Raw genomic sequence first — 23,811 nt, forward strand, 5'->3', positions numbered from 1 at the left:
CAGTGAGGGGGAGCGACCGACATGGCGGATGAACCGACCAGGCGCGAAGAGCCGGAAATCCTGCCCGCCGAGAAGCCGGAAGGAGAGAAGCCGACGCTTCCCCGGCCGATCGAAGAGGGAAGCGAACCGAAGGAGGCTGCTCCCGAGATTCCCTCGGTGCTGCCGCTGCTCCCGGTGCGGGACATCGTCATCTTCCCGTACATGACCCTGCCTCTATTTGTCGGACGGGAGGGTTCGATCGCGGCGGTGGAGGAGGCGTTGTCGCGGGACCGTCACATCTTCCTTGCGACCCAGAAGGATCCCGCGGTCGAGGAACCCAAGGTGGAAGATCTCTACCGCACCGGCACCGTCGCGATGATAATGCGGATGCTCAAGCTTCCGGACGGCCGGCTGAAGATCCTTATCCAGGGGGTCGTGAAGGGGAGTATCCTGGAATTCCTCGAGACCAGGCCCACGGTCCGCGTCCGCATCGACCGGATCGTCGAGCCGCCCGTGAAGGAAGGGCCGCTCGAGGTGGAAGCGCTGATGCGCGCTTCCCGCGAGAAGATCGAGAAGATCCTCTCCCTGAAGAACATGCCGGTGGAGATCCTGATGGTCACCGAGAACATCGGCAACCCCGGCGTCCTTGCGGACCTCGTGGCTTCCAACCTTCGGCTCAAGATCGAGGAGGCCCAGGGCGTCCTCGAGGAAACCGACCCCTTCGCCCGCCTGACGCTTGTGAACAACCTCCTTTCGCGCGAGCTCCAGCTTGCCGACATGCAGGCCAAGATCCAGAGCCAGGCCAAGGAGGAGATGTCGAAGAGCCAGCGTGAGTATTTCCTTCGGGAGCAGCTCAAGGCGATCAAGACCGAGCTGGGCGACCTCGACGGCAAGACGGAGGAGATCGACGAGCTTCGTGAGAAGGTCAAAACGGCGGGGATGCCCGAGGAAGTGCAGAAGGAGGCCGAAAAGCAGCTCCGGCGCCTGGAAGGGATGCACCCGGACTCGGCGGAGTCTTCCGTGGTGCGGACCTATCTCGACTGGATGGTCGAACTTCCGTGGAAGAAGGAAACGAAGGACAACATCCTCATCGGTAAGGCGAAGAAGATCCTGGACGAGGACCACCACGACCTCGAGAAGGTCAAGGAGCGGATACTGGAGTACCTCGCCGTCCGGAAGCTCAAGGACAAAATGAAAGGGCCGATCCTTTGCTTCGTGGGTCCGCCGGGCGTGGGGAAGACTTCCCTGGGGAAGTCGATCGCGAGATCCATGGGCCGCAAGTTCATCCGGATGTCGCTGGGAGGCATCAGGGACGAGGCCGAAATCCGCGGACACCGCCGCACCTACGTAGGCGCGCTTCCAGGCCGTATAATCCAGGGGATGAAACAGGCGGGGACCCGGAACCCCGTGTTCATGCTGGACGAAATCGACAAACTCGGGGCCGACTTCCGCGGTGACCCCTCCGCTGCGCTGCTGGAGGTGCTCGACCCCGAGCAGAACTTCGCCTTCAGTGACAACTACCTGAACGTGCCGTTCGACCTTTCCAAGGTGCTGTTCATCGGCACCGCGAATATCATCGATCCCGTTCCTCCGGCCCTGAAGGACCGGATGGAGATCATCCACCTGTCGGGGTACACGGACGTCGACAAGCTGGCCATCGCCAAGCGCTTCCTCCTCCCGCGGCAGAGGGAGGATAACGGCGTCAAGGACGGGCAGCTTAAGATGACCGACAAGGCCATCCTGGCGATCATCCACCAGTACACGCGGGAAGCGGGCCTGAGGAACCTGGAGAGAGAGATTTCCCAGGTATGCCGGAAGACCGCGCGGAAGATCGCCGAAGGGGGGAAGGGGCCGTTTTCCATAACGCCGAAGAACCTGTCGAAATTCCTGGGCGTGCCGAAGTTCCTTCCCGAAACGGAAGGGGAGAAGGACGAGGTCGGCGTGGCCACGGGGTTGGCGTGGACGCCCACAGGCGGCGATATCCTCTTCATCGAGGTGTCGCTCGTCAGGGGGAAAGGGGCGGTCACCATAACCGGCTCCCTGGGCGACGTCATGAAGGAGAGCGCGCAGGCGGCGATCACGTACACCCGGTCGCGGGCGTCCCGGCTGGGGCTGGCCAGGGACTTCCATTCCAATTACGACATACACATCCACGTACCGGCGGGGGCGATCCCGAAGGACGGCCCGTCCGCGGGTATCACGATAGCCACGGCCCTGATCTCGTCTCTCACCGGGATCCCCGTGCGGCGGGACGTGGCGATGACGGGGGAGATCACCCTGCGGGGGAGAGTCCTGCCGATAGGGGGCTTGAAGGAAAAATCGCTGGCGGCCTTGCGCGCAGGCATCACCAGTATCATCGTTCCCGAGCAGAACAGGAAGGACCTCGAAGAGATCCCGAAGCACGAGGCGCGGCAATTCACGTTCACTCTGGTCGGCAGCATGGACGACGTTGTCGAGAAGGCGCTTCGCAGAAATCCCTTCCGGAAGGCGGGGGATCGGAAAACCAAGTGAAACGCGACGACCCCTCCCCGGGGAACCTGCGGGACCTCGGCGAGTTCGGGTTCATCGACCTGGTAAGACGGCGGTACGGCGGGAAGGCCCGTCCGGGTGAAATCGGCATCGGGGACGACGGCGCGGTGCTGCTTTCGCCTCGGGGGAAAGTGGTCCTCTCGACCGACCTGCTGTTGGAAGGGACGCATTTCGATCTCCGGTACTTCCTCCCCGAGGAAATCGGCTGGCGGGCGCTCTCCGCCAATCTTTCCGACCTCGCGGCGATGGGAGCTTCACCGGTCTGCTACCTTGCCGCGCTGGCTGCGCCGCCCGACGCTTCCGTAAAATTCCTCGCATCCGTTTTTCGCGGGATGGCCCGGGCCGCCCGTCCTTCGGGGATCCGCCTTATGGGCGGCGACACCTGCCGGGGGGAGAAGATCGTGTTGTCTCTGACCGTCATGGGAAAAGCCGCCGCCGGGAAAACGGCCGCCCGCCGCGGGGCGCGGCCCGGGGATATCCTCTTCGTCACCGGTGAGCCGGGCTGGTCGCGCCTGGGATTTAAGCTTCTCTCCGGTGGGCGTCCCCGCAATCCATCCGGTTGGAAGCGGACGGCGATGCGCCGCCACCTGATGCCTTCGGCTCGTTGGAGGGAGGGGACGGCGGCCGCCGGGTGCGGAGCCGTGTCGGCGATGATCGATCTTTCCGACGGTTTGCTTCAGGACCTGTCGCACCTGCTGAAACCGGAAGGGATGGGCGCCGTCCTGGACGAGAAGTCCTTTCACCTCTCTACGCAATTCCGAAAAGCCGCGGCGGAACTCAAGGAAAATCCGCTCGCGTCTTTTCTCGCCGGCGGGGAGGACTACGAGCTGCTCATGGCGGTGCGTCCTCACAAGTACGAGTCCTTCAGGCGGGCCGCGCGCAATTTTCCGGCGGGCGTCTTCCCGATCGGAGTGGTGACGAAGGGCGGAGGCGTCCGGGTGCGCCGCGCCGACGGAACGTGGATGGCGGGCGCGTGGCTTCCGCGCGGCTTCACCCACTTTCCCTCCTTATCCAGGCCGATCGCTCCGGGCATCAAGCGTTCCCGGCGCAGCCGCAACTGATCCCTGCCATGAAACTCATGCTTCTGATCTTCCTGTTCGGCGCTTCCGCCTTCTTCTCCTCGGTGGAGACGGCGTTCTTCGCGCTGCGGCGCGTGGATTTCCTGAAATGGAAGGAGGAAGGCAACCGGAGGGCGGGGGCCATCGAGAAGATGCTCGAGGCGCCGGGGAAGCTCATCGCGACGATTTTCATCGGCAACGAGATCGCCAACGTGGCGATCTCCACGCTGATCGCGGCGTTCCTCATCCGGCAGTTCCCCGCGCACGGGGAGGTATTGGCGCTTTTCCTGGGCACGGCGGGGATTCTCATCCTCGGGGACATCGCCCCGAAGTGTATCGCCTGGCCGCGCGCGAAGTCCTGGTCGCTCCTGGCCGTCCGCCCGTTCGGGGTCTTCTCGCGGATCGTTTCTCCCGTCCGCTACCTCCTGGAAAACGCGGCCTCCGCCATCCTGCGCCTGTTCGGGGGAGGGACGCTCGCCGGGGACCGCCCGGGACTTTCGGAAAGGGAATTCCGCGCCTTGGTGGACGTCGGGGAGGAAACCGGCACGATCGACCCCGGAGAGAAGGAACTCATACACAACATCTTCGAATTGACCGAGCAGAGGGCGGGGGAGATCATGACCCCCTTCGCGGACGTGTTCATGGTCCCGGTATCCCTGCCCTACCCGGAACTCCTTGCCCAGTTCCGCAGGTATCGACGGTCCCGTATCCCCGTCTACGAAGGCGAGCGCCGGAACGTCACCGGCGTCCTGCATTTCAAGGAGCTCCTCAAATCGATGGGAGAAGGGAAGGAAGAGGTCGACTGGCGGACGCTCGTGAAACCCCCGTTGGTCGTGCCGGCGTCGAAGAAGCTGCCGTACCTGCTGCGGGATTTCCAGAAGTTGAAAGTTCACCTCGCGCTGGTGGTGGACGAATTCGGGGAACTGGAAGGGATCGTCACGCTGGAAGACGTCCTTGAAGAGCTGTTCGGCGACATTCGCGAGGAGCACGATCGGGAGGAGAAGGAGATCGTCTCCCTTCCGGACGGCGCCTTCCGGGTGCTGGGAAAAACCTCGGTCCGCCGGCTCAACAAGGAGTTCGGCGCGGAGTTTTCGGACGAGGAATGGGACACCGTAGCCGGCCTGCTGCTTCACGAGTTCGGCAGGTTGCCCGGCAGGGGGGACTCGATCGTACTGGGAACCCATCGATTCACCGTGGAGCGGCTGAAAGGGATCCGCATCGTCGAGGTCGGGGTGCGTAAAGCGGCCGGGGAGGAGAAGATATGATCGAGTTCGCCGCTGCGATCGCCTTCTGCCTCCTGATGGAGGGATTGTTCACCGGCGCGGAGATGGTCCTCGTCTGCGCCGATCCCCACAAGCTCACCGAGCGGGCGAGGCGGGGGGAACGCGGTGCGCAGATCGCGCTGGATCTCCTTTCCCGCCCCGAACAGGCAATCTCCACGACGCTCACGGGGACGAACCTGTTCGTGGTCCTTTCCACCATCATCGCGACGTCGCATTTCCTGCCCGGTTTCGGGGACCGCGCGGAGCTGCTGGCGGTCGCAGCGGTCACGCCGCTGGTGATCCTGTTCGGGGAGATCGTTCCTAAAAGTTTCGTCCAGCCCCGCGCCGACGCTCTGGCCGGGGGCGCGGCGAGGTTCGTGCGGTACGCGGGGATCGCGCTTTATCCGTTCGTCGCCGCCGCCTCCTTCTTCGCGCGCCTCCTGTCCAGCCCGTTCGGCGGGGTTCCGCCTATACGCGGCATGGTTACCCGTGAGGAGCTCCGGCTGATCCTCCAGACGAGCCGGGCGGGGTCGGACGTGGAGCCCCACGAGCGGGTGATGGTGCGCCGCGCCTTCCGTTTCGGGGAAAAGAAGGTCGCCGATATCTTCCGCCCGCTGGCCCAGGTCGTGGCCCTGCCTGAGGACGCGGTCTGCCGCGAGGCGGCGCAGCTTGCCTCGCGCAGCGGATACTCGCGTTATCCCGTGTACAAGGACCGGATCGACAGGGTAGTCGGATACGTCCACATTTTCGACCTGGTGGGGAGCTCCCCCGACGCGCCGGTCCTGCCCTTGCTCCGCAAGGCGCTCTTCGTCCCGGAGTTGATGCCGATCGACGAGCTTATGCGGAACTTCCAGTCGGAGAAGACGTCCTTCGCCGTGGCCGTCGACGAATTCGGCGGCGTGACGGGGGTCTTGACGGCGGAAGACGTCGTGGAGGAAATCGTCGGGGAGATCGAGGACGAATACGACAGGGGGACGGAATATCATAAGAAAATATCGCCGGTCGAATTCCTCGTGCGCGGAAGCATGGAGATCCGGCGCTTCGAGGAGGAGATCGGCGTTCCCCTCCCCGCGGGCGACTACTCGACGGTGGGCGGGATGCTGATCTCGCTGGCGGAAAAGATTCCTGCCGTGGGGGACACGTTCGCCGTCCCGGGCGCGGAATTCACGGTCGTGCACTCCTCCGACCGCGCGATCAAGGAAATCCGCGTGCATCTAAAGACGGAGCGGGAAGGGGAAGAGGCGCTGGAGAAGATCGGCGAGAAGCAGGCGGCGGAGCCGGGGAAGGATAAGGAATGACGGCGGAACGGTTGCGCAGGTTGCTCAAGGAAGTCTCGGAAGGGAAGACGTCGGCGGAAGCCGCCTTCCGGGAGATGCGCTCCCTTCCTTTCGAGATCCTCGGCATGGCGCATGTCGACCATCACCGGTCGATCCGCCAGGGTGTGCCCGAGGTGATCCTCGGCGAAGGGAAGACCGCCGCGCAGATCGTCGCCATCGCGCGGGCGATGCGGCGCTCCGGCGCGGGCGTCCTCGTCACGCGCCTTGACCCTGCAAAGCAGAAGGCGATACGGAAGAGCTTCCGCGAGGCGGTCCTGCACCCGGAGGCGCGCTGCGCGGTGATCCGTTCCGGCAAACCGAAGATTATCGGTAATGGGACGATCCTTGTCGTTACCGCCGGAACATCCGACATCCCCGTCGCCGAAGAGGCGGCGGTCACGGCGGAATTCCTGGGCAACCGGGTCGACCGGCTCTTCGACGTCGGCGTCGCGGGGATCCACCGGCTTCTTCTTCAGAAAGAGGCGCTCCTCTCCGCCCGGGTCCTCGTCGTGGTCGCCGGCATGGAAGGCGCGCTCGCCTCGGTAGTCGGTGGCCTTACCGACAAGCCCGTCATCGCCGTCCCCACCAGCGTCGGCTACGGAGCGAGCTTCGGCGGTGTCTCGGCCCTGCTGGGGATGCTCAACTCCTGTTCCCCGACCGTCGCCGTCGTGAACATCGACAACGGCTTCGGCGCAGGCGTCCTTTCCTCTGTGATCAACCGGCTGTAATCCCGACCCGAAGCAGCACGCGTTTTCCACCCCGTTCGTATAGAACGACCCACCCGACAACGTTATTTCAGGACGTATTTCTACCGGCAAATCGTGCGTTTTTCTGAAAAATATTGACAGATACTTTTTTCCTTCTACGACCACAACGTCCGTCGGGTCCGGGATCTTCCCTGCGGCGACACGCGGGTGTACCTGGAGATCCCGATCCGGCGGGTCCTGTGCAGAAGGACTTTGCCAAGGAAGTGTACACCGGGCACGGGGGACGCCGCTCGTGGGCCGCCCGTACGGCCCGCCGCCCCCTCCAGAGGGCTCCCCGACGATCAAGGTCAAGAGCCGGAGCATCACGCCGTGCGCGATGGAAGGCGCGTGAGCGCCGGTCTCCGTGCTCAGCCTTCGGCCCTCTTGTGGGGCCTCCGCACCTGCGCGCGGAGCCCTTGCCGCAATTGCCGCGCTGGGCTATACTGCGATACGTAATACTCGAAGGAGAATAGGCGGAAACCGTGATCAAGTCCTTCAAGAGCAAGGAAACGGAAATGCTCTTCAACGATCGACCGGTGATCCGCTTCCGGGCCTTCGAACGTCCGGCGCGCCGCAAGCTCCTCTATCTGCACCGGGCGAAGACGTTGCACGACTTGGCCGTCCCGCCTGCGAATCAGTTGGAATCGCTGAAGAGGGACCGGAAAGGGCAGCACAGTATCCGGATCAACGACCAGTGGCGTATCTGCTTCCGCTGGCATGAAGGCGACGCCTACGACGTGGAGATCGTGGATTACCACTGATCCCGGAAGACGAGCAAACCGGAAGACCGAGAAGGAGGCCGTTGTGCCCAAGAAACTGCTGGAACCCATTCCCCCTGGAGAAATCCTCCTCGAAGAGTTCATGAAACCGCTGGGGGTCAGCATCAACAAGCTGGCCCGGGACATCGACGTGCCGCCGGGGCGGATCAGCGAGATCGTCAACGGCAAGCGGGCCGTCACGGCGGATACGGCGCTGCGGCTGGGCCGCTACTTCGGCGTCTCGCCGGAGATCTGGCTGACTCTGCAGGCGGACTACGAATTGCGCGTGGCCAGGCGGGTTGCGGGAAAGGAGATCGAGGCCCGCGTCCGGCCGTTCAGAGCCGCATCTTAGAACCTCATCTTCGTTCCCTGCGTCCCGCTTCTTCCTTTAGCCGCTTGCCCCTGATACGATTCAAAAGTATGCATACCGGGGCAGCTAAAGAGAGAAGCCCCTCCGTGCGATCGTCCCACATTCCTTAAAACCGGCGTCAGGGGTCATCGACACCTTCCAGGATCGGAAGGGGATGGCCAAGCCGTACCAGGTTAGGCAGCTCTTGACAGTGATCGAGAAATAGCAGTTGGGAGAAGAAGGATGAAGTACGCGATTGTCGTTGCTTACAGCGACGAGGATCGGGGGTACATTGCCACTGCGCCGGAACTCCCGGGCTGCTCTGCGTTCGGAGAGACAGAGGAAGAAGCTATCAAGGAAGTGAAGATCGCTGCCTCCCTCTGGCTCTCCGCTGCAAAAAAGGCGGGGCGTCCGATCCCCAAGCCTATCGTCGAAAAGAAGTTCAAGGGGCGGTTCCCGCTTCGCATCCCGGAGGATCTTCGTCGCAGACTCGAGCTGGAAGCGAAAAGGAGAGGGGTCTCGCTGAACGAGCTGATCCTCCGGAAGATCGCCTGATGCCCACCGCCCGTTTCCTGCCCGTGTGGCCGCACCGGGCGCGCTTCTACGCACGCGCCTTCTTCCGGCAGTTCAAGGACCTCGAGTCCTGAATGCCGCTCACTCCGAGCCGATCCGGCCGGGCATTAATCGACAACGGCTTCGGCGCAGGCGTCCTTTCCTCTGTGATCAACCGGCTGTAAATCCACCCGGGTCGGCTGCTTTTTGCCCGGACGCATTGCCCCGACAGTCCAACGTTTGGTCGCGCTCGATGGGATATCGAATCATACATGATTTGTATGAGAGATTTCCCTGTGTGGAATTGCGTTATGGGCAAGACATTGTTCGACATCGAAGTGCTCCCGCATCTTCTGTGGGACTACGACGTTCCAAAGGATCGCTGGGCCACGGAGGATTTTTTCGTGCTTTACCTATCCCGTCTCCTTAACGAGGGAACGGCAAAGGAGGTGGGTACCGTTCCATTCCGGTTAATCCGCGAATACCTGCCGCGTCTTTCCCTGCGGTCCGACGTTCGTCGGCTTTGGGAACTTTATTTTCGCATGGCTGCGTAGTTCTTAATGGAGATCCTCACAGACTTCGTCGACGTTTTTTTCATGGATCGCGATCTCGTCCCGCTTCCGCTACTGATCGGGACGGCAAAGAAGAAGCACGTCGGGTTGGACGACTATTGGCTCGCGGTGGCCTTCTCCAAGGTCGAAAGCATTTCCATCCTTCCGCGGATGGTCCGGCCGTTGAACGTTGAGGAACTAAGGGGATTTTTCGCCGCGGCGGCGAGGAACCTGCTCGAAAAAATCGGCCGGGACTGACGATATCTCATCGGTTCGCCGGCGCGAGGACCAGCTCTTTCCCGTGGAAGGGGCAATATTTGAACGCGCCGCTGAATGTCTCGCCGTCCACCGGGCACTGTTTTTTGGGAAGCAGCGCCCCGAGCGGAAGGCGCCACTTGTGCGTTTCCTTGCCCAGCCGGATCGCGAAGGAACCCTCCGCCAGCGGATCGGCGATCGGCGTTTTCCCGTCCGTGAGGCTCGGGAAGTACACGAAATAGAGATGTTCGCCCATCGGGCCGAGCATGTTCGCGATCACGGGCCTGAGGATTGAGATGAGGTTCCTCGCATCCGGCGTGACGGCGCTGATCGCGATGGGGCGGTATTCCTTCCCGTTGCGGTCGACCAGGGCCAGGTTGGAGCGCAGGATGTCCTCGGATTTCCACATGACGCCTCCCAGGGGCCCCATCTCCCCCTGTACCGCCGCGACCAGGGTGTACGGCGAGAGAACCTTGTCGAACTGCTCCAACTGGTCCTTGCTGGCGTTAGGATCGGAGGCGGCAATGGATGCGCGCCAGTACAGCGTGGGGATCCACCATACGAGCCCGAGCTCCCTCGGCGACTGGTTTTCCCGCTGCGTTTCCTTGACGAGAGCCTGCAACCCCGCGTGGTCCAGCACCGGCGGAGCCGCATCCGCGCAAAGCCCGTAACCCGGCGTAATGCACAGCAGGAACATCGCCAACGGCAATAGTGCCAGGAATCTCATTTTCCCGTTCATAACGCCTCCGCGCCCCGGATTCGATTTTCCTTATTGTTCGCTTTCAAGGTGTTCACCGCCGTATCTTAGCGCAACGAGGCGAGGGAAAGAAGTCCGTCGGTCCCGGTTAATCCTTCTTCAGCCCCTGCCACCAAGTCACCGAGGTCAGGTGCGCGAGCAACTGGTTGAAATGATCTTCCAGGGATATCGAAAAGCACTCCCCGAAATGAGCCTTGAACGTGTCATCTGTCGCTCCTTCTCCGGTGATCGTGTTTTCGTAGATGACATTCCCTTTTCTATCGGCGATGGTCCACTTGATCGTCGTCGTGCACACCCGCCGCAAGTCTTTCATGTCACGGTAACGCGCTTCCATCACCTGTCCTGATGCAATGACGTCGACGTTCAATCGGCCGATGTCCGTCACGGAATCGTCGATGATCGATACCTCGGCGAATGCGGAACGATACGCCTTCTCGGCCCCCCGCGCCAATCCTTCCCCCAGGTTGATCTCGTGGAACCTGTTTCCGGAGGGCGGTTTAAGGTTTTTCAACGCGCCGCTGACGTACAGTCCCGCCCGCAAGGGGATCTTTCCTGAAGAAGGTTTCGTTATTTTGAGGTTCTCTCTCACGTTGTGATGAACGACGCATCCGGGAAGTCCGAGCGCTGCCACCACCATTAAAGTACACGCCGCAGCCAGCAGTTTCGATTCGAGGGATCGAAGGGACGGCCGACAATCAGCAGGGTGTTCAATTTTCCGGCTCATGCCGGGGTACCTCCAGTTTTGTTTTTATCCCTTGCAGAGGGAAATCGTATTCGATCCGGTTCGTCAACTCTCCCGATCCGATTCTCGCGAGAGATAGCGCGAGCAATTCGACTCGCTCGATGTTTTTCGGATACGTCGTGTAGAAGAAGATGAAGCCCGAGTTGGTTTCGCCCGGGAATACCATCCTGTCTTTCAGCGCTTTTTTCCGGATGTTCAAGTCGATTTCGTTCATGTCGGCGTGATCCATGTTCGGAGGCGCCAGCAATCCCATCAACCCGAAACTTACGACATTTGCAACCCTTGCCGATTCCACCCTCTTCTTGAGTTCGGGCAGCGCCACTTCGTGGTCGTACAGGGGTTTAAGCCTTGTACCGTCCATGTTCCGAAGGAAAAACATGTCCCTGCTCTGCCGGACGGGTTGCCCGCTATTGTTGGTGATCGTCACGTAAACCGGGAATACCCCGTATTGAATGAGATTAAATCCGAAGAAATCCTTCGCCCGGGCTTCTTCCGCGACCGGATCGATTGCGACCGTAATCCCTTCCCGCACTTGCCGGTGCCGGTATTCGGCCAAAGTTCGCGCCGGCGCTTCGGCAAACTGCCTCGACGCGCATGCCGGGGTCATCGTGAAAAGAAGGAGAACAAGCAGCGCCCCCCTTATGGCGTTCCGGAGGGCAGGCGCGTTTTCGAGGCGCGTCCGCATCATTTCCCCCTTGATATTTTTTCGACGGAATCCAGCCAGCGGACTACCCTGGGAATCGGGGGCAGATCGTGCGTAAGGTAACCGATGGGATGTTTCACCCGGGAAGCATCCCCCTTTTTCACGATGTACCATCCGGATTTGTCGTCCGGCTCCAGCCGCCCTGCCGAGATCAGGCAATCTTCCGTAAATGATTCCTTGTCGGGGTTTTCGCTGGTTATGGCATTGAAAATTTCAAAGATCTGTCTTTTCGCGATAGCGGCCTTGAAGAAATTTGCGAATTGAAGCTCCGTCGTTACGAAGTATTTCATCATGTTTTCTCTTTGCCCTTCCGTCATAGGGCCATGCAGCGTCTGCAATACAAGTTGTTTTTCGATGTACGGCCCCGAAGGGATTACGATCAAAGCCGACCCGATCTTCGGTTTTTCCGTCCTGTTTATTTGCTTGAGCCATGAATCGAGATCTTTCTGGCGGGCGGCGAGTGCGAGATCAGGAGATTCATACATAACTCCGTTGTAACGGGGCATGATTTTCGACGTAGTGCAGCCGGTGAGGGTAACGAACGACAGAATTATCGAAATCAGGAAAGTTAACGAGGACCGGTATCTCCCATGGTTCATGCCGCGCCTCCGCTGTGACGATTTCTTTTTGCATGATTGATAAGTGGTCGACATTTCATGTTGGTTTACGAGTTGGAGCTGTATTTACAGGGGGATTGCAACTGAAAGGAAAGCGATTCCTTTTCATCGAACCCGTACCCGGCAATAGAATGAATGTATATGATCGATGCTATGCTGGCAGGAGTCTATCGCAACCGTTTCCGGTTATCAAACAATTTTAGGTAGTATGCTTGAGGTCCTCGCGGAAGTGCGCGCTCAGGACCGGCGTTCGAACGGTTGCAAGGTATCCGTCGGGCGTGGGGGACGAAATTCCGCGGGCCGGCGGTAGGGAACAGTTGGCTTACCGGGCGAAAGCCCGCTCGACGAGACCGGAAATGCGGTTCTTGCCGGACGAAGGCAAAGGCATCTCCTTCAGCCTCTTCATCAGCCGATTCCTGTCGACGTAGCCTGCGCGTATGACTTCGCCGTTGAATTGAAGGTCCTTTTCACGCGCGGCGGCATATTTCGACATGACAAGGTCGTGAACTTCGAGGCACCACCCGACGGCGCCCCGGGTGTTGTTGTTTTGAATCCGTACCAGCCGGTTTTTCCATCCTTTCGGAAGAACGGCGGTGTTGAAGTCGACTCCATTTCCGTAATAGCCGAAGGTTTCGTGAAACGGAGAGCCTTCGCCGATGGATCCTTCGATCAGCTCCGACCGTTCAGGCCTGTTCCTGGGGATCACGTCCGCTTCCATGGAGATCAACAGTGGGGCGGGGGCGTCCGGAAACTGCCCCAGAATCGCCTGGCTGCCGATCACGATTATTTCCGGGTCGTCCGCGATGACCGAAGCCGCCCGGATAATGTGTTCAAGCTCGGATCTTTTCATAGAATTTCCATCTCTCCCGCGGCGTCAACACTCCGGCAAACGGTGTGGAGTGGCGCAGGCGGGTCGCGTCTTCGGATTCGCTGCGGATGAAACGAATGACTTCGTCCACCCCCTTGGCCAGGATTACCTCCCACTCCTCCATGCAGTACTCGTTCACGCCCTGCCGGCGCCATCGCCGGATGTTCTCCTTCGCTTTTTCCAGGATGCCCGGATTTAACAGCAGCTTTTCCGCGATGGCCCGATGCATGGCCAGGCTGCGCCGGTCGATCCTCGCATGGCCGGATAATGTGCTCCAGGCGGCTTCGCCGGATGATGCGCTTTCGCCGGTCTCGATGCGGGCAAGGGCGAGCAATGTCTCCTCTCGTTCTCCGAGGTATCGAACGAGCGCTTCCCTTATGTAGTGCGACTTGGTCCTCCGTGTCGCCTTGGCGAGTTTCTCCAACCGGGCTTCGATTTCGGGGCTCAAGCGGACGGCTATCATCTCCGGGCCTCCATTTGTAATACATGTATAACATATTATGGCCGGCAATCCAAATTTAAAAACCGAAATTACCCGGTGCAAGTATCGGCGAGAGGAGAGTTGGTGGATCCTTGGGAAAAAGACATTTTCCGCGCGAAATGGTATTTTCGATTCAGCGGGTAAAAAGAGATGAAAAAAATCCTCTACTTCGACTGCTTCTCCGGGATCGCGGGCGACATGACGTGCGCGGCCCTGCTTTCCCTTTCAGGCGCGGAGAAGGAGTTGCGCCGCGCGTTGCGGGGGCTGCCGGTCGGCGGATATCGCGTTTCCGTCGAGCACGCTTCTTCCGCCGGTGTTGCCGGAACGCGGTTCGGCGTGAAATTGTCCTCCCGCAAGGTCACGCCGAGGCATCTTCCGGATATCGTCTCCTTGCTTAAGAGATCGTCCCTTCCCGAAGGCGCGATGTCCCGCGCCGTCGCCTGCTTCGACCTGCTGGGCGATGCGGAGGCGAAGGTGCATGGAACGAAAAAGGAGAAGGTGCACTTCCACGAGGTGGGGGCGGTCGACGCGATCGTGGACATCGCCGCAGCCTGTTTTCTGTTCGACCTCGCCGGACCGTCCGCTGCATACTGTTCGGCTTTGCCCGGAGGATCGGGCGAGGCGTGGTCGTCGCACGGCAAGCTTCCCGTTCCCGGCCCCGCGACACTGGAGCTGCTGACCGGCGCCCCATGGAGGTTCGGCGAAGGAGACGGCGAAATGGTCACCCCGACGGGCGCCGCGCTGCTTCGCGCTTTCGAGGTTTCCTTCGCGCGTCCGCCGGAGATGACGGTGGGCGGGGTCGGCATCGGGCTGGGCCACCGCGAGATCCCCGGGCGGCCGAACATTCTGCGCGTCGTGGAAGGAGAAGCGGCGGGAGGGGTAAAAGGGCGGGACCGCGTGCTCGAAGTGGAAGCGAACATCGACGACATGAACCCGCAGCGTTTCGAATTGCTTATGGAGCGGTCGTTCGCAGCCGGTGCGCTGGACGTCGCCATCCTTCCCGCGACAATGAAAAAGAATCGTCCCGGCTGGGTCCTGCGCATCCTGTGCCCGGAGGAGAGGCTCGAACTGGTCTCCGCGGCGGTCTTCTCGCTGTCTACTGCCATCGGCCTTCGGTATCACGCCTGCGACCGGCTGAAGCTGGCGCGGAAGATCGGGACGGTGGAAACCAGGTTCGGGCGGGTCCGGGTAAAGGAATCGGAGCTTCCCGACGGGACCGTGCGGCCTGTGCCGGAGTACGACGACGTGAAACGCATCGTTCGGTCGGGGAAGGCGACTTTCGACGAAGTGGCGCGCGAGGTGGCGGCGAAATGGCGAAGGTGAAGGTGGATTACGCCTGCACATCCTGCGGGTTCGCATCGCCGAAGTGGCTCGGCCGCTGCCCCGACTGCGGGAAGTGGGGTTCGATCGTCGAGGAGGTTGCCCCGGCGGAGCCGAAGTACCGGGTGGACGTCGACGCGTTTCCGGCGTCGAAGCCGGTGCGTCTGACGGAGGTTTCCGGTTCGGCGGCAATCCGCATCATGACCGGGATCGGAGAGTTCGACCGGGCGATGGGCGGAGGAGTCGTCCCATCGTCCGCCACCCTGATCGGCGGAGACCCCGGGATCGGCAAGTCCACGATCCTGCTCCAGGCGGCGAAAGGAATCGCCCGCGAGGGGAAGCCGGTCCTGTACGTCTCGGGCGAAGAGTCGGAAGCGCAGGTGAAACTGCGGGCGGCCCGGCTCGGCGTCGACGAAAAAGAGATATTCCTCCTGTCCGAAACCTCCGTCGAGCGGGTGATGGCGATCGCCGCGGAGCTTTCGCCCGTTGCGCTACTGATCGATTCCATTCAGACGATGTTCACTTCGGACCTGCCGGGGGCGCCCGGGTCGGTCGGCCAGGTCCGCGAGTGCGCGGGGCGGCTGGTCTTCTTCGGAAAGAAGTCGGGGATGTCCGTCTTCCTCGTGGGACATGTGACCAAGGAAGGGACGATCGCGGGTCCGCGTGTCCTCGAACACCTGGTGGATACTGTCCTGTACTTCGAGGGGGAGAAGGGACATCCGTACCGCATCCTGAAGGCCGTCAAGAACCGGTTCGGATCCACGAACGAGATAGGCGTGTTCGAGATGCGCTCGACGGGATTGGCCGAAGTGGCGGACCCGTCGGGGCTGTTCCTCTCCGAGCGCAGCGAGGAAGCGTCGGGCACGATCGTGTTCCCGGCGATCGAGGGGACGCGGCCGCTCCTGGTGGAAGTCCAGGCGCTCGCTTCGCAGTCCTTCCTTGCCATGCCCAGGCGGACGACCCTCGGGGCCGATACGAATCGCGTTATCCTTCTCTGCGCCATCCTGGAGCGTAAGGCGGGATTCTCCCTCTACAACCAGGACATCTTCGTGAACGTCGCGGGGGGAATCGAGCTGGACGAAACCGCGGCCGACCTTGCGATTCTTTGCACCGTTGCGGCGAGTTTCAAGGACAAGGTAATCCCCGCCGGCACCGTCGCCTTCGGAGAGGTGGGGTTGGGAGGCGAGGTCCGCGCGGTCCCGATGGCTGAGCCCCGCCTGAACGAGGCCGCACGGATGGGATTTACGCGAGTCATTCTCCCTGCATCCAACGCCGAACGCCTTCCGGCGAAATACCCGTTCACTCTCCTCCCCGTCCGCCACATCAAGGAAGCCCTTTCATGCGTTTATAAGGGCCAGCCCTGAAAACGGGGACGTACTTAAAAACGGGGACGTTCCTGAGTTTTTTTCCACCCGAGAGATAAAAAGTCAAAAAATGCCGTTTTTTATATGTGACAGTCGCCATTTATCTGCATGGGTAATAATATCCCCTATTGATATCTGAAATTATTTTGTATATTTAAGGCGATATGAGGGAAATTCACGATAGGAATATCCATGGGATATTCAGGTAAATACGGATCGCCGCAATCGCCGGGACAGATCCGAAACGACGACGCCGACTTCAGGTTGGACGCGGAACTGGGCAAGTGCGCCGCCGAGCTGCTTGGCACGAACCGGCGGCTTGTCGAAATCCATAAGCGTAATAAGGCATTGCTGGACAGCATCCCCGACATAGCGTGGTTCAAGGACGTGGAAAGCCGTTACATCGCCGTCAATCGGCCGTTCGCGTTAGCCTGCGGAAAGAATCCCGACGACCTTGTGGGGAAAACGGACTTCGACCTCTGGCCGAAGGACCTGGCCGAAAGGTATCGGGCCGACGACAGGCAGGTTATGAGGTCCGGGCGTATGACGCGGTTGGAAGAACCCCTTTTGGACTCCAGGGGAAGGTCGTTCTGGCTTGAAACGATCAAGGTTCCGATTCGGGACGATAGCGGACGTATCGTCGGAACTGTGGGAATCGCGCGCGATTTCTCCGAACGAAGGCGGATCGAGGCGGAGCTTCGCAGGTCGCACGACGAACTGGAGTTGCGCGTGGTGGAGAGGACCCTGGAACTGACGGAGGCCAACCTTTCGCTGCGGGAAATCGAATCGAAGCTTCGGATGGGATTGAGGAGGGAGATGGCGCTGCGCAGGATGAACGAAGGGATTCTCGCCGGCGCGAATTACAGGGATGTGCTTGAAATCGCCTGCGACGCCATCGTGGAGACGGGATACCGCATGTGCTGGGTAGGACTGGCGCAGGACGACTTCACGATACGCCCTGTCGCTTCGCGGGGCTTCGATGACGGCTACCTGGATACGATCGCGGATCGTTGGGACGTCACCCCGGAAGGCAGGAGTCCTTCGGGAATTTCCATCCTGACGGGAAAACCGTATATCAGCCGGTGCATATACGAAGATTCCAATTTCACTCCATGTAGCGAGGAAGCGCACCGCAGGGGATATCGTTCCTCGGCGACGTTTCCCTTGAGATCCGGAGGAAACGGTTCGATAGGGGTGCTCCATGTGTACTGCGAACGGGAAGAGTGTTTCGGGCCGGAGGAAATCCGGGACCTTGAAATCTTCGCCCAGCAATGCGCCCTGGCGCTTCTGAACGCAAAGCGCCTGGAAGAGCTGCGGGACGCCCACCGCAGGCTTTCCACCTGCCTGAAGGAACACTCGCGAACGGATGCGATGGACGACGGGGAGACGGATGCGGGGAACCGGGGAGGTACTTAAAAACAGGGACGTACTTAAAAACAGGGACGTTCCTGAACTTTTTTTGTTTTGTAAGGAGGAAAAAGTTCAGGAACGTCCCTGTTTTTAAGTACGTCCCTGTTTTTAAGTAGGTCCCCGGAATCCCCTGGCGAGCAGGTATAGCTCGAACGATTCTTTTCGGGTCGCGGCGGGGCGGATCCTGCGGACCTTCTCGAACTCCGCCTGAAGCTCCCTGAACACTTCATCGGCTTCACTGCCCTCGAATATCTTGGCGAGGAAGGAGCCGCCCTCCCTCAGTACATGGCACGCAAGTGACAGCACGACCCGCACCAGTTCGGCCGACCTGGCCTGGTCGGTGAAGGCGATTCCGGATGTGTTCGGGGCCGCATCGGAGACGACGGCGTCCGCCTTCCGCCCGAAGAATTCGAGGATACGGCCGGGCAGGGATGGAAGGGAGAGGTCCTCCTGGAAAAAGCGGTAATTTTCTCCCGGCAGTGGCTCCATCGGCAGGATGTCGACGGCCGCCACCTTGCCCTTCTTCCCCACGAGCGGCAGCAGCACCTGGCTCCATCCGCCGGGCGCTGCCCCGGCGTCGACTACGAAATCTCCCGGTCGGACGACCGGTTCCTTCCGGGCGATCTCCACGAGTTTGTAGGCGGCCCGGGACCGGTATCCCTCTTTCTTGGCCTGAAGATAATACGCATCCTTCCGCTTGTACATGCCATCAATGCTACCCGAAGCCTGGTGCGGTTGACAGCGGGAAACCCCGTGGAGTAGATTCATTTTTGCCCATGGGGGACAAGCCGTTCGACATCGACGGGGTCTTCCGTTACCTGCGCGGTGACTTGCGCCGGGTCGAACGGGCGCTGCTATCCAACCTGAAGTCCCCCGTTTCCCTGATACCGATCGTCGGCGAGCACATCACCCTTTCCGGCGGCAAGAGGTTCCGGCCGGCGGTACTTCTGCTTTCCGCCGAGGCTTGCGGCTACACCGGCCACCGCCGGACCGTCATGGCTGTGGTCACCGAATACATGCACGCGGCGACCCTTCTGCACGACGACGTGGTCGACCTTGGAAAGGTGCGCCGGGGCCGGCCCTCCGCCAACATAGTTTTCGGAAATTCGGTCAGCATACTGGTGGGGGATTTCCTGTTCGCGCGCGCCTCGCAGTTGATGACGGATGACGGCGACATCGACGTGCTGGGAATCTACGCGCGGACGCTGGTTTCCCTATCCGAGGGGGAGGTCCTCCAACTCATGAAATCCGGCGATCCCGGGATCGCCGAGAAGGATTACCTCAGGGTAGTATTCAACAAGACGGCCTCGCTTATCGCGGCGGCGAGCGAAACGGGCGCTGTTCTTGCCGGGGCCGGAGACGAATACCGCAGGCGGCTGTTCGATTACGGCAAGGCGGTAGGCATTGCATTCCAGTTGATGGACGACATCCTCGATTACACCGGCACCGAGAAGGAATTGGGAAAACGGCCCCGCCAGGACCTTCGCGAGGGTAAAGTGACGTTGCCCCTGATCCACGCCCTCCGCACGGCAACCCCGGGGGATCGCAAGGGCGTGACGGCGCTCCTTGCGAAGAAGAAGCGAACTGAGCGGGAGATATCATTGCTTGCGCGATTCGTCGAGCGGAACGGAGGGCTTGAATATACCGTCCGGTCGGCCCGGGCCTACGTGGACCGGGGGAAACGGCTTCTATCGACCCTCCCGCCGACGAACGCCCGCGCGGCCCTCATGTCGCTTTCGGATTTCATAGTTTCCCGCTCTTATTGAAGCTCTCCCGGCACCGCCCGTGAAGTCGCTTCCCCCCGATTCGGCAAACGCGCGCAGCAGGCGGATGATCGATACTCTCCGGAGCCGGGATCGCGGGCCGGCCGCCGATAGCGGGCTTGGCCGCAGGGAAACGATCCTGGCTCTCGCCGGCATCGCCGTCCTTGCGGCGGCCCTGATACCCCTGTTCTCCGGGTACGTCCGTGACTCCCAGGCGGTCCGGGCGCGGAACGAGGGGAAGGCGATCGCCGACGCCGTGACCGCCGCCTACAAGGACCTGGGGCGCTGGCCCAATCGGCTGGACAACACATCGAGTTACGGCGGCCTCTACACGGGGGCGGTGCCTCCGACGGACGCCTTCCTGCGTATCGCGGCCGGCTGGGCCCGGGCCGGCGATGCCTGGAGCCGGCTGGACACGCACCTGCTCCGGAACGGGCACGGGTACCCGGACGCGGGAGAAAATCGTTGGAAAGGGCCGTACGCAGCCCGGCTCCCGACGGACCCTTGGGGAAGACCGTACGTCATAAACTCGCTGTACTTCACGCTTCCGTCCGATCCGCCGATCCCCGTCTGGGTCCTGTCGGCAGGGCCGAACGGGATACTGGAGACGAACATCGATTCAAACGTGACCTCTCCCGGTGGAGACGACATCGGAGTCCGGATCAGGTAGCCCGCCTTTATCACGATTCGTATACAAAGAGGGAAGGAACGGTGGCATATTGGCCGGGGTCAATATAATATTATCGATATAGCCGGGCGTTCACCCAACCAACAGCAACTATCGCAGGAACCTTCGCGTTCGATCCACGGAGACCGGGAATGCCCGTCGCTCCCCCGCATGAAGTGTCTCTGGCAAGGATTCTGGACAGCATCACCGACCCGCTGGTCGTTTACGACCGGGATTACCGGATCGTGATGGCCAACCGGGCGCTGATGGCAATCCATCGACGAATCCCCGAGAGCACGATCGGCATGCGATGTTACGGGGTTTTCTACGGCCGTGATTCCGCCTGCGAAGAATGCCATGTCAGGGATCTCTTCGACACGGGAGAGCCGCAGTTTCGGGAAAAAATCCTCCAGCTGCCCGACGGTCGCCGGAGACATTTCGAAATCCATGCCTATCCCGTGAGAAATGCGGAGGGGACGGTCTTCCAGGCGATCGAGCACGGCAGGGACGTTTCCGACAGGAAGGCGCTGGAAAATCGTATCAAGACCTCCGAGGAGAAATATCACGCCATCGTGGAGGCCGCCCGCGAAGGGATATTCATCACCGACGGGGAAGCAAGGGTGACATTCGCGAACCGCCGGCTAGCAGGCATGCTGGGGTTCGGGCCTGATGAAATCATCGGCCGGTCGCTGTTCGATCTGATGGACGAAGGATCGAAAACCGCGATGCAGGAGCAGCTCGACCGTCGCCGCAAGGATACGTCGGACATTTACGAGCTCAACTTCCGCAGCCGGAACGGGAAATATCTCGTGGGCCTGGTATCGGCCGCCCCGCTGATGGTCGACGATTCCTTCCTGGGATCGGTAGGCATAGTGACCGACATCTCGCGCATGAAACAGGTGGAGTCCGAACTCCGTTCGGCCAAGGAATTCAGCGAAAAAATAATCAATAACATCACCGACAATCTCGTCGTCGTAAATCCCGCGACGCATCGTATCGTTCAGGCCAACACCTCCTTTCTCTCGCGGACGGGACACGCACTCGACGAGACGCTCGACAGGCCGTGCTACGAGGTCATACTGAACCGTAAGTCTCCATGCTGGGAGGATGGAATCGTCTGCCCCGTCAGGATCGCGGCGGCCAGCAAGCGTCCCGCCCAGTGCGACAAGGTGTATCTCAATTCCGACGGCCAGGAAAGGATGCTGCACATCCATACTTATCCCCTCATCGGCGATACGGGCGAGGCGGAACTCGTCATTCGGATGGAGCGCGACGTCACCGAAAAGAGGAAAATGGAGGAGGCGCTGGCGTTCCGTTCCAAGGAACTTCAGAAGACGCAGCACCAGCTGGAAACGCTATTCGAGGTTTCGCGGCGCGTGGGTGCCGAAAGCTCCCTGCGCGGGCTCATCCTTTTTCTCCAGCGCTTCGCGGAGGAGATCTTCCCCGATTCCGATTCGATCTTCCTGCTTCTCGAGACAAGCGGCGAACGGTTCTTTTCTCATGAGAAATGCTGCCCCGAGGCGATCAACCCCTTGTCGGTCCTGCAGCAGGATCCGGAAAGGGGGAGGGAAGCGGCCGAGTTCGCCCATCATCTCCGGGCGATGAAGGATCCCCGTGTCGTCACCTCGGCGGACGACCGGGATTTACACCCCCTTCTCGAAAGAATAGCGGAGCCCTATCCGAGCTGGTTCGGCCTCCCCGTCATTGTCCGCCAGGAATGCATCGGGTATTTCCTGCTCGGTTCGAAAACCGCGACGGGATACCTCCCTGAAGATCTGCGCTTCTTCCAGGAGCTGTTCGCGCAGACCGCAGGGCACATCCGGAGCCTCGTTCTCCACGAATCGGAAACAGGACGCTTTCGAAAAGATCCCGGGGAACCCCCATCCCGGGGGGAAATCGTCGGCCAAAGCAAGAAGATACGGGAAATCTACGATCTTATCGACCTCGTTGCCACGTCCGACGCCACCGTTCTCATCACGGGGGAAAACGGCACCGGAAAGGAACTTGTGGCCCAGGCGATCCACAGGCAGAATTATCGCCGCAGCGGACCGTTCGTGGTCGCCAACTGCTCGGCCTACTCCCCCAGCCTTTTGGAGAGCGAGCTGTTCGGCCATGAAAAGGGCGCCTTCACCGGCGCAATCCGCCAGAAAAAGGGGAGAATCGAGCGGGCCCAGGGAGGGACCCTCTTCCTCGACGAGATCGGGGACATCTCCCTGGCCACCCAGGTCCTCCTGCTGCGGTTCCTGCAGGACCGTTGCTTCGAGCGGGTCGGCGGAGAACAGACGATCGAGGTCGATGTACGTGTGCTTGCGGCGACCAACCGGGACCTGCGCCGTGAGGCTGATGAAGGTCGGTTCCGTGACGACCTCTATTACCGTTTGAATGTGTTTTCCATCAACCTTCCTTCCTTGCGCGAACGAAAGGAGGACATTCCACTCCTTGCCCGGCATTTCCTCGCCAGGTTCGGGGCGAAGGAAGGGAGGGAACTCCCGAGGCTTGGTTCCGACGCCATGCAGGCGTTGATGGAATACCACTGGCCCGGGAATGTCCGCCAGCTGGAGAACGCCCTGAGCTACGCCGTAATTCTCTGCCAGGGGGAAGAGATCTCTCTCCGGCATATGCCGCCTTTCTTGAAGGAAACCGAAGGAGGCTCCGCCGAAATCTCCCTCGGCGAGATGGAGCGGAGGATGATCCTGAGGGCGTTGGAAGAGTCGTCCTGGAACAAGCATGAAACCGCCCGCCGACTCAAGGTGAGCCGGAGCACCTTGTACAGCAAGATCCGCCGCCATGGTTTGTTGGATAATCCCGGAGAGCGGTAGAAAAGGGGGAATCGCCGGGTCCTGATCCGTACATTCGCCTGAATCTGTAATTCCCCGTTTTTTCAATGGTCTCCGGAAACCAGGGGTCCGATTCCGAACGTCGTCGTTTCCCTTCGTAAAGGTTATTCCCTTCAGCCATTCCGATCTGCCTGGTCGATAAACGGCGGATAAAAAAACGAAAATGCCGACATGCACCAGGAGTGTCCCGCCATTTTTTTTTACCTGGCACGGATCTTGTCTTTTAAAAATACCACTGGTGCATCCGTGTGGGTAGTAATGTTGCGCACTTGTCGCATGGCATGAGGAGGATTCCCGATGAGAGAGGCCACGATCCATATCGTCGACGGGAAAGTGGACGATATCCATTTCGACGGGCAGGAAGGAATGGATATCGATGCTTTTCTGCTGATAACCCACCGGAGAAATGTCGCGGAAGGACATTTTCTGGCTTACGGGAGCAGCGAGAGGTTGGGAAAAATGCTTTACAACTTCTATATCAATTGCCTACGGAACGATTACTGGGAACTCGGGGAAGCCCTGGAGTTGGTCGCCCGCGACATTATAGAAGCGGCCCGGTCCGCCCGCGGCATGCCGTTGCCGATGGAGAAGACCCGTGTGGAGCCGGTCAACTGAAGAGACGGGGCAACCGGATCAACCGGAAATCGTGACGGGGCGAAAATGGGGGGTGATGCGGAGGGGCAGGCACAGAAGATGTTTTTTATCGGAGGGGTTGATTTCGAGAGGAGGGCATTGCGGATTCTTATCCGGACACATTGAGGAAAATCACTCCTGTGACGAAAGAATGGGAGGTAAAACGATGGCGAATGAGAAACGGGAAGTGGAAATCAAGAGCCGGGCCGATACCCTTCCGTTGACGAGTCCCGAGGTCAGGCCCTGGCCCGTGACGCCGCCTCCTCCGCCCGAGGAAGTCATGAAGGTCTACGA

Annotated in this window: 25 protein-coding genes; 18 read left to right on the plus strand and 7 right to left on the minus strand. The window is 60.6% G+C overall.

Annotated features, from left to right (window positions below; genetic code table 11):
- Nucleotides 1–21 precede the first annotated feature (21 nt).
- The 11 genes from lon to HY896_03360 all read left to right on the plus strand — a co-directional run bounded on the left by lon (nucleotide 22) and on the right by HY896_03360 (nucleotide 9,358).
- On the plus strand, nucleotides 22–2,490 hold the full coding sequence (gene lon, locus HY896_03310; protein MBI5575375.1) for an endopeptidase La: 2,469 nt from the start codon (nucleotides 22–24) through the stop codon (nucleotides 2,488–2,490).
- On the plus strand, nucleotides 2,487–3,569 hold the full coding sequence (gene thiL / locus HY896_03315) for a thiamine-phosphate kinase (protein MBI5575376.1): 1,083 nt from the start codon (nucleotides 2,487–2,489) through the stop codon (nucleotides 3,567–3,569). Before lon ends, thiL begins: the two co-directional genes overlap by 4 nt.
- An 8-nt stretch (nucleotides 3,570–3,577) precedes the next feature.
- Nucleotides 3,578–4,831, plus strand: a complete 1,254-nt coding sequence (locus HY896_03320; protein ID MBI5575377.1) for an HlyC/CorC family transporter — start codon at nucleotides 3,578–3,580, stop codon at nucleotides 4,829–4,831.
- Nucleotides 4,828–6,126, plus strand: coding sequence for an HlyC/CorC family transporter (locus tag HY896_03325; protein MBI5575378.1), 1,299 nt, complete (start codon nucleotides 4,828–4,830; stop codon nucleotides 6,124–6,126). The genes HY896_03320 and HY896_03325 overlap by 4 nt, the downstream gene beginning before the upstream one ends.
- Entirely contained in the window at nucleotides 6,123–6,872 is a 750-nt protein-coding gene (gene larB, locus HY896_03330; protein MBI5575379.1) for a nickel pincer cofactor biosynthesis protein LarB, read from the plus strand. The genes HY896_03325 and larB overlap by 4 nt, the downstream gene beginning before the upstream one ends.
- A gap of 120 nt (nucleotides 6,873–6,992) precedes the next feature.
- Nucleotides 6,993–7,346, plus strand: coding sequence for a transposase family protein (locus HY896_03335; protein ID MBI5575380.1), 354 nt, complete (start codon nucleotides 6,993–6,995; stop codon nucleotides 7,344–7,346).
- A 26-nt stretch (nucleotides 7,347–7,372) separates the two neighbouring features.
- The gene (locus HY896_03340; GenBank protein ID MBI5575381.1) at nucleotides 7,373–7,651 is read left to right on the plus strand and encodes a type II toxin-antitoxin system RelE/ParE family toxin; all 279 of its coding nucleotides are present in this window, start codon (nucleotides 7,373–7,375) and stop codon (nucleotides 7,649–7,651) included.
- Nucleotides 7,608–8,000 carry a HigA family addiction module antidote protein gene (locus HY896_03345; protein ID MBI5575382.1) on the plus strand — a complete coding sequence of 131 codons (393 nt, stop codon included), beginning with the start codon at nucleotides 7,608–7,610 and terminating at the stop codon, nucleotides 7,998–8,000. The genes HY896_03340 and HY896_03345 overlap by 44 nt, the downstream gene beginning before the upstream one ends.
- Nucleotides 8,001–8,240: 240 nt before the next feature.
- Entirely contained in the window at nucleotides 8,241–8,552 is a 312-nt protein-coding gene (locus tag HY896_03350) for a type II toxin-antitoxin system HicB family antitoxin (GenBank protein MBI5575383.1), read from the plus strand.
- A gap of 308 nt (nucleotides 8,553–8,860) precedes the next feature.
- Nucleotides 8,861–9,103 carry a hypothetical protein gene (locus HY896_03355; GenBank protein ID MBI5575384.1) on the plus strand — a complete coding sequence of 81 codons (243 nt, stop codon included), beginning with the start codon at nucleotides 8,861–8,863 and terminating at the stop codon, nucleotides 9,101–9,103.
- A 6-nt stretch (nucleotides 9,104–9,109) separates the two neighbouring features.
- Entirely contained in the window at nucleotides 9,110–9,358 is a 249-nt protein-coding gene (locus tag HY896_03360; GenBank protein ID MBI5575385.1) for a hypothetical protein, read from the plus strand.
- Between the two features lie 7 nt (nucleotides 9,359–9,365).
- Here HY896_03360 and HY896_03365 read toward each other — a convergent pair whose 3' ends face one another.
- The 6 genes from HY896_03365 to HY896_03390 all read right to left on the minus strand — a co-directional run bounded on the left by HY896_03365 (nucleotide 9,366) and on the right by HY896_03390 (nucleotide 13,505).
- Nucleotides 9,366–10,094, minus strand: a complete 729-nt coding sequence (locus HY896_03365) for a hypothetical protein (GenBank protein ID MBI5575386.1) — start codon at nucleotides 10,092–10,094, stop codon at nucleotides 9,366–9,368.
- Between the two features lie 106 nt (nucleotides 10,095–10,200).
- Nucleotides 10,201–10,836 carry a hypothetical protein gene (locus tag HY896_03370; protein MBI5575387.1) on the minus strand — a complete coding sequence of 212 codons (636 nt, stop codon included), beginning with the start codon at nucleotides 10,834–10,836 and terminating at the stop codon, nucleotides 10,201–10,203.
- Nucleotides 10,820–11,539: a hypothetical protein gene (locus tag HY896_03375; GenBank protein ID MBI5575388.1), complete on the minus strand. Its 720-nt coding sequence runs from the start codon at nucleotides 11,537–11,539 to the stop codon at nucleotides 10,820–10,822. The genes HY896_03370 and HY896_03375 overlap by 17 nt, the downstream gene beginning before the upstream one ends.
- Nucleotides 11,539–12,156, minus strand: a complete 618-nt coding sequence (locus HY896_03380; GenBank protein ID MBI5575389.1) for a hypothetical protein — start codon at nucleotides 12,154–12,156, stop codon at nucleotides 11,539–11,541. Before HY896_03380 ends, HY896_03375 begins: the two co-directional genes overlap by 1 nt.
- Nucleotides 12,157–12,496: 340 nt before the next feature.
- The gene (locus HY896_03385) at nucleotides 12,497–13,024 is read right to left on the minus strand and encodes a hypothetical protein (GenBank protein ID MBI5575390.1); all 528 of its coding nucleotides are present in this window, start codon (nucleotides 13,022–13,024) and stop codon (nucleotides 12,497–12,499) included.
- On the minus strand, nucleotides 13,005–13,505 hold the full coding sequence (locus HY896_03390) for a ribbon-helix-helix protein, CopG family (protein ID MBI5575391.1): 501 nt from the start codon (nucleotides 13,503–13,505) through the stop codon (nucleotides 13,005–13,007). Before HY896_03390 ends, HY896_03385 begins: the two co-directional genes overlap by 20 nt.
- A 168-nt stretch (nucleotides 13,506–13,673) precedes the next feature.
- Here HY896_03390 and larC point away from each other — a divergent pair, with 168 nt between their 5' ends.
- From larC to HY896_03405, 3 genes are all read left to right on the plus strand, one after another.
- Nucleotides 13,674–14,846 carry a nickel pincer cofactor biosynthesis protein LarC gene (gene larC / locus HY896_03395; GenBank protein ID MBI5575392.1) on the plus strand — a complete coding sequence of 391 codons (1,173 nt, stop codon included), beginning with the start codon at nucleotides 13,674–13,676 and terminating at the stop codon, nucleotides 14,844–14,846.
- A complete protein-coding gene (gene radA, locus HY896_03400) occupies nucleotides 14,834–16,207 on the plus strand; it encodes a DNA repair protein RadA (protein MBI5575393.1) in 1,374 nt (457 codons plus the stop codon). The genes larC and radA overlap by 13 nt, the downstream gene beginning before the upstream one ends.
- Before the next feature lie 192 nt (nucleotides 16,208–16,399).
- Nucleotides 16,400–17,623 (plus strand): PAS domain-containing protein, encoded by a 1,224-nt coding sequence (locus tag HY896_03405; GenBank protein ID MBI5575394.1) that lies wholly within the window; start codon nucleotides 16,400–16,402, stop codon nucleotides 17,621–17,623.
- Nucleotides 17,624–17,725: 102 nt separating this feature from the next.
- Here the strand turns inward: HY896_03405 and HY896_03410 are convergent, their stop codons facing one another.
- Nucleotides 17,726–18,322: an RlmE family RNA methyltransferase gene (locus HY896_03410; protein MBI5575395.1), complete on the minus strand. Its 597-nt coding sequence runs from the start codon at nucleotides 18,320–18,322 to the stop codon at nucleotides 17,726–17,728.
- 71 nt (nucleotides 18,323–18,393) lie between these two features.
- On the opposite strand from HY896_03410, the gene HY896_03415 reads away from it, so the two are divergent.
- From HY896_03415 to HY896_03430, 4 genes are all read left to right on the plus strand, one after another.
- On the plus strand, nucleotides 18,394–19,383 hold the full coding sequence (locus HY896_03415; GenBank protein ID MBI5575396.1) for a polyprenyl synthetase family protein: 990 nt from the start codon (nucleotides 18,394–18,396) through the stop codon (nucleotides 19,381–19,383).
- 64 nt (nucleotides 19,384–19,447) lie between these two features.
- The gene (locus tag HY896_03420; GenBank protein MBI5575397.1) at nucleotides 19,448–20,050 is read left to right on the plus strand and encodes a type II secretion system protein GspG; all 603 of its coding nucleotides are present in this window, start codon (nucleotides 19,448–19,450) and stop codon (nucleotides 20,048–20,050) included.
- A gap of 149 nt (nucleotides 20,051–20,199) precedes the next feature.
- On the plus strand, nucleotides 20,200–22,866 hold the full coding sequence (locus HY896_03425; protein ID MBI5575398.1) for a sigma 54-interacting transcriptional regulator: 2,667 nt from the start codon (nucleotides 20,200–20,202) through the stop codon (nucleotides 22,864–22,866).
- Between the two features lie 315 nt (nucleotides 22,867–23,181).
- Nucleotides 23,182–23,499 (plus strand): hypothetical protein, encoded by a 318-nt coding sequence (locus HY896_03430; GenBank protein MBI5575399.1) that lies wholly within the window; start codon nucleotides 23,182–23,184, stop codon nucleotides 23,497–23,499.
- Nucleotides 23,500–23,811: the final 312 nt, after the last annotated feature.

The sequence above is a fragment of the Deltaproteobacteria bacterium genome (assembly GCA_016218975.1).
Taxonomy (GTDB): Bacteria; Desulfobacterota; Deferrimicrobia; order Deferrimicrobiales; family Deferrimicrobiaceae; genus JAENIX01.

Bases quoted from the DNA above. Each gene is read 5' to 3' on its own strand.
- HY896_03410 (MBI5575395.1), bottom strand. From the start codon at position 18,322: ATGTACAAGCGGAAGGATGCGTATTATCTTCAGGCCAAGAAAGAGGGA.
- HY896_03355 (MBI5575384.1), top strand. From the start codon at position 8,861: ATGGGCAAGACATTGTTCGACATCGAAGTGCTCCCGCATCTTCTGTGG.
- HY896_03415 (MBI5575396.1), top strand. From the start codon at position 18,394: ATGGGGGACAAGCCGTTCGACATCGACGGGGTCTTCCGTTACCTGCGC.
- HY896_03320 (MBI5575377.1), top strand. From the start codon at position 3,578: ATGAAACTCATGCTTCTGATCTTCCTGTTCGGCGCTTCCGCCTTCTTC.
- HY896_03430 (MBI5575399.1), top strand. From the start codon at position 23,182: ATGAGAGAGGCCACGATCCATATCGTCGACGGGAAAGTGGACGATATC.
- HY896_03360 (MBI5575385.1), top strand. From the start codon at position 9,110: ATGGAGATCCTCACAGACTTCGTCGACGTTTTTTTCATGGATCGCGAT.
- HY896_03350 (MBI5575383.1), top strand. From the start codon at position 8,241: ATGAAGTACGCGATTGTCGTTGCTTACAGCGACGAGGATCGGGGGTAC.
- lon (MBI5575375.1), top strand. From the start codon at position 22: ATGGCGGATGAACCGACCAGGCGCGAAGAGCCGGAAATCCTGCCCGCC.
- HY896_03425 (MBI5575398.1), top strand. From the start codon at position 20,200: ATGCCCGTCGCTCCCCCGCATGAAGTGTCTCTGGCAAGGATTCTGGAC.
- HY896_03365 (MBI5575386.1), bottom strand. From the start codon at position 10,094: ATGAACGGGAAAATGAGATTCCTGGCACTATTGCCGTTGGCGATGTTC.
- HY896_03345 (MBI5575382.1), top strand. From the start codon at position 7,608: ATGAAGGCGACGCCTACGACGTGGAGATCGTGGATTACCACTGATCCC.
- larC (MBI5575392.1), top strand. From the start codon at position 13,674: ATGAAAAAAATCCTCTACTTCGACTGCTTCTCCGGGATCGCGGGCGAC.
- larB (MBI5575379.1), top strand. From the start codon at position 6,123: ATGACGGCGGAACGGTTGCGCAGGTTGCTCAAGGAAGTCTCGGAAGGG.
- HY896_03405 (MBI5575394.1), top strand. From the start codon at position 16,400: ATGGGATATTCAGGTAAATACGGATCGCCGCAATCGCCGGGACAGATC.
- HY896_03375 (MBI5575388.1), bottom strand. From the start codon at position 11,539: ATGCGGACGCGCCTCGAAAACGCGCCTGCCCTCCGGAACGCCATAAGG.
- HY896_03370 (MBI5575387.1), bottom strand. From the start codon at position 10,836: ATGAGCCGGAAAATTGAACACCCTGCTGATTGTCGGCCGTCCCTTCGA.
- radA (MBI5575393.1), top strand. From the start codon at position 14,834: ATGGCGAAGGTGAAGGTGGATTACGCCTGCACATCCTGCGGGTTCGCA.
- HY896_03380 (MBI5575389.1), bottom strand. From the start codon at position 12,156: ATGAACCATGGGAGATACCGGTCCTCGTTAACTTTCCTGATTTCGATA.
- HY896_03385 (MBI5575390.1), bottom strand. From the start codon at position 13,024: ATGAAAAGATCCGAGCTTGAACACATTATCCGGGCGGCTTCGGTCATC.
- HY896_03390 (MBI5575391.1), bottom strand. From the start codon at position 13,505: ATGATAGCCGTCCGCTTGAGCCCCGAAATCGAAGCCCGGTTGGAGAAA.
- HY896_03420 (MBI5575397.1), top strand. From the start codon at position 19,448: ATGATCGATACTCTCCGGAGCCGGGATCGCGGGCCGGCCGCCGATAGC.
- HY896_03325 (MBI5575378.1), top strand. From the start codon at position 4,828: ATGATCGAGTTCGCCGCTGCGATCGCCTTCTGCCTCCTGATGGAGGGA.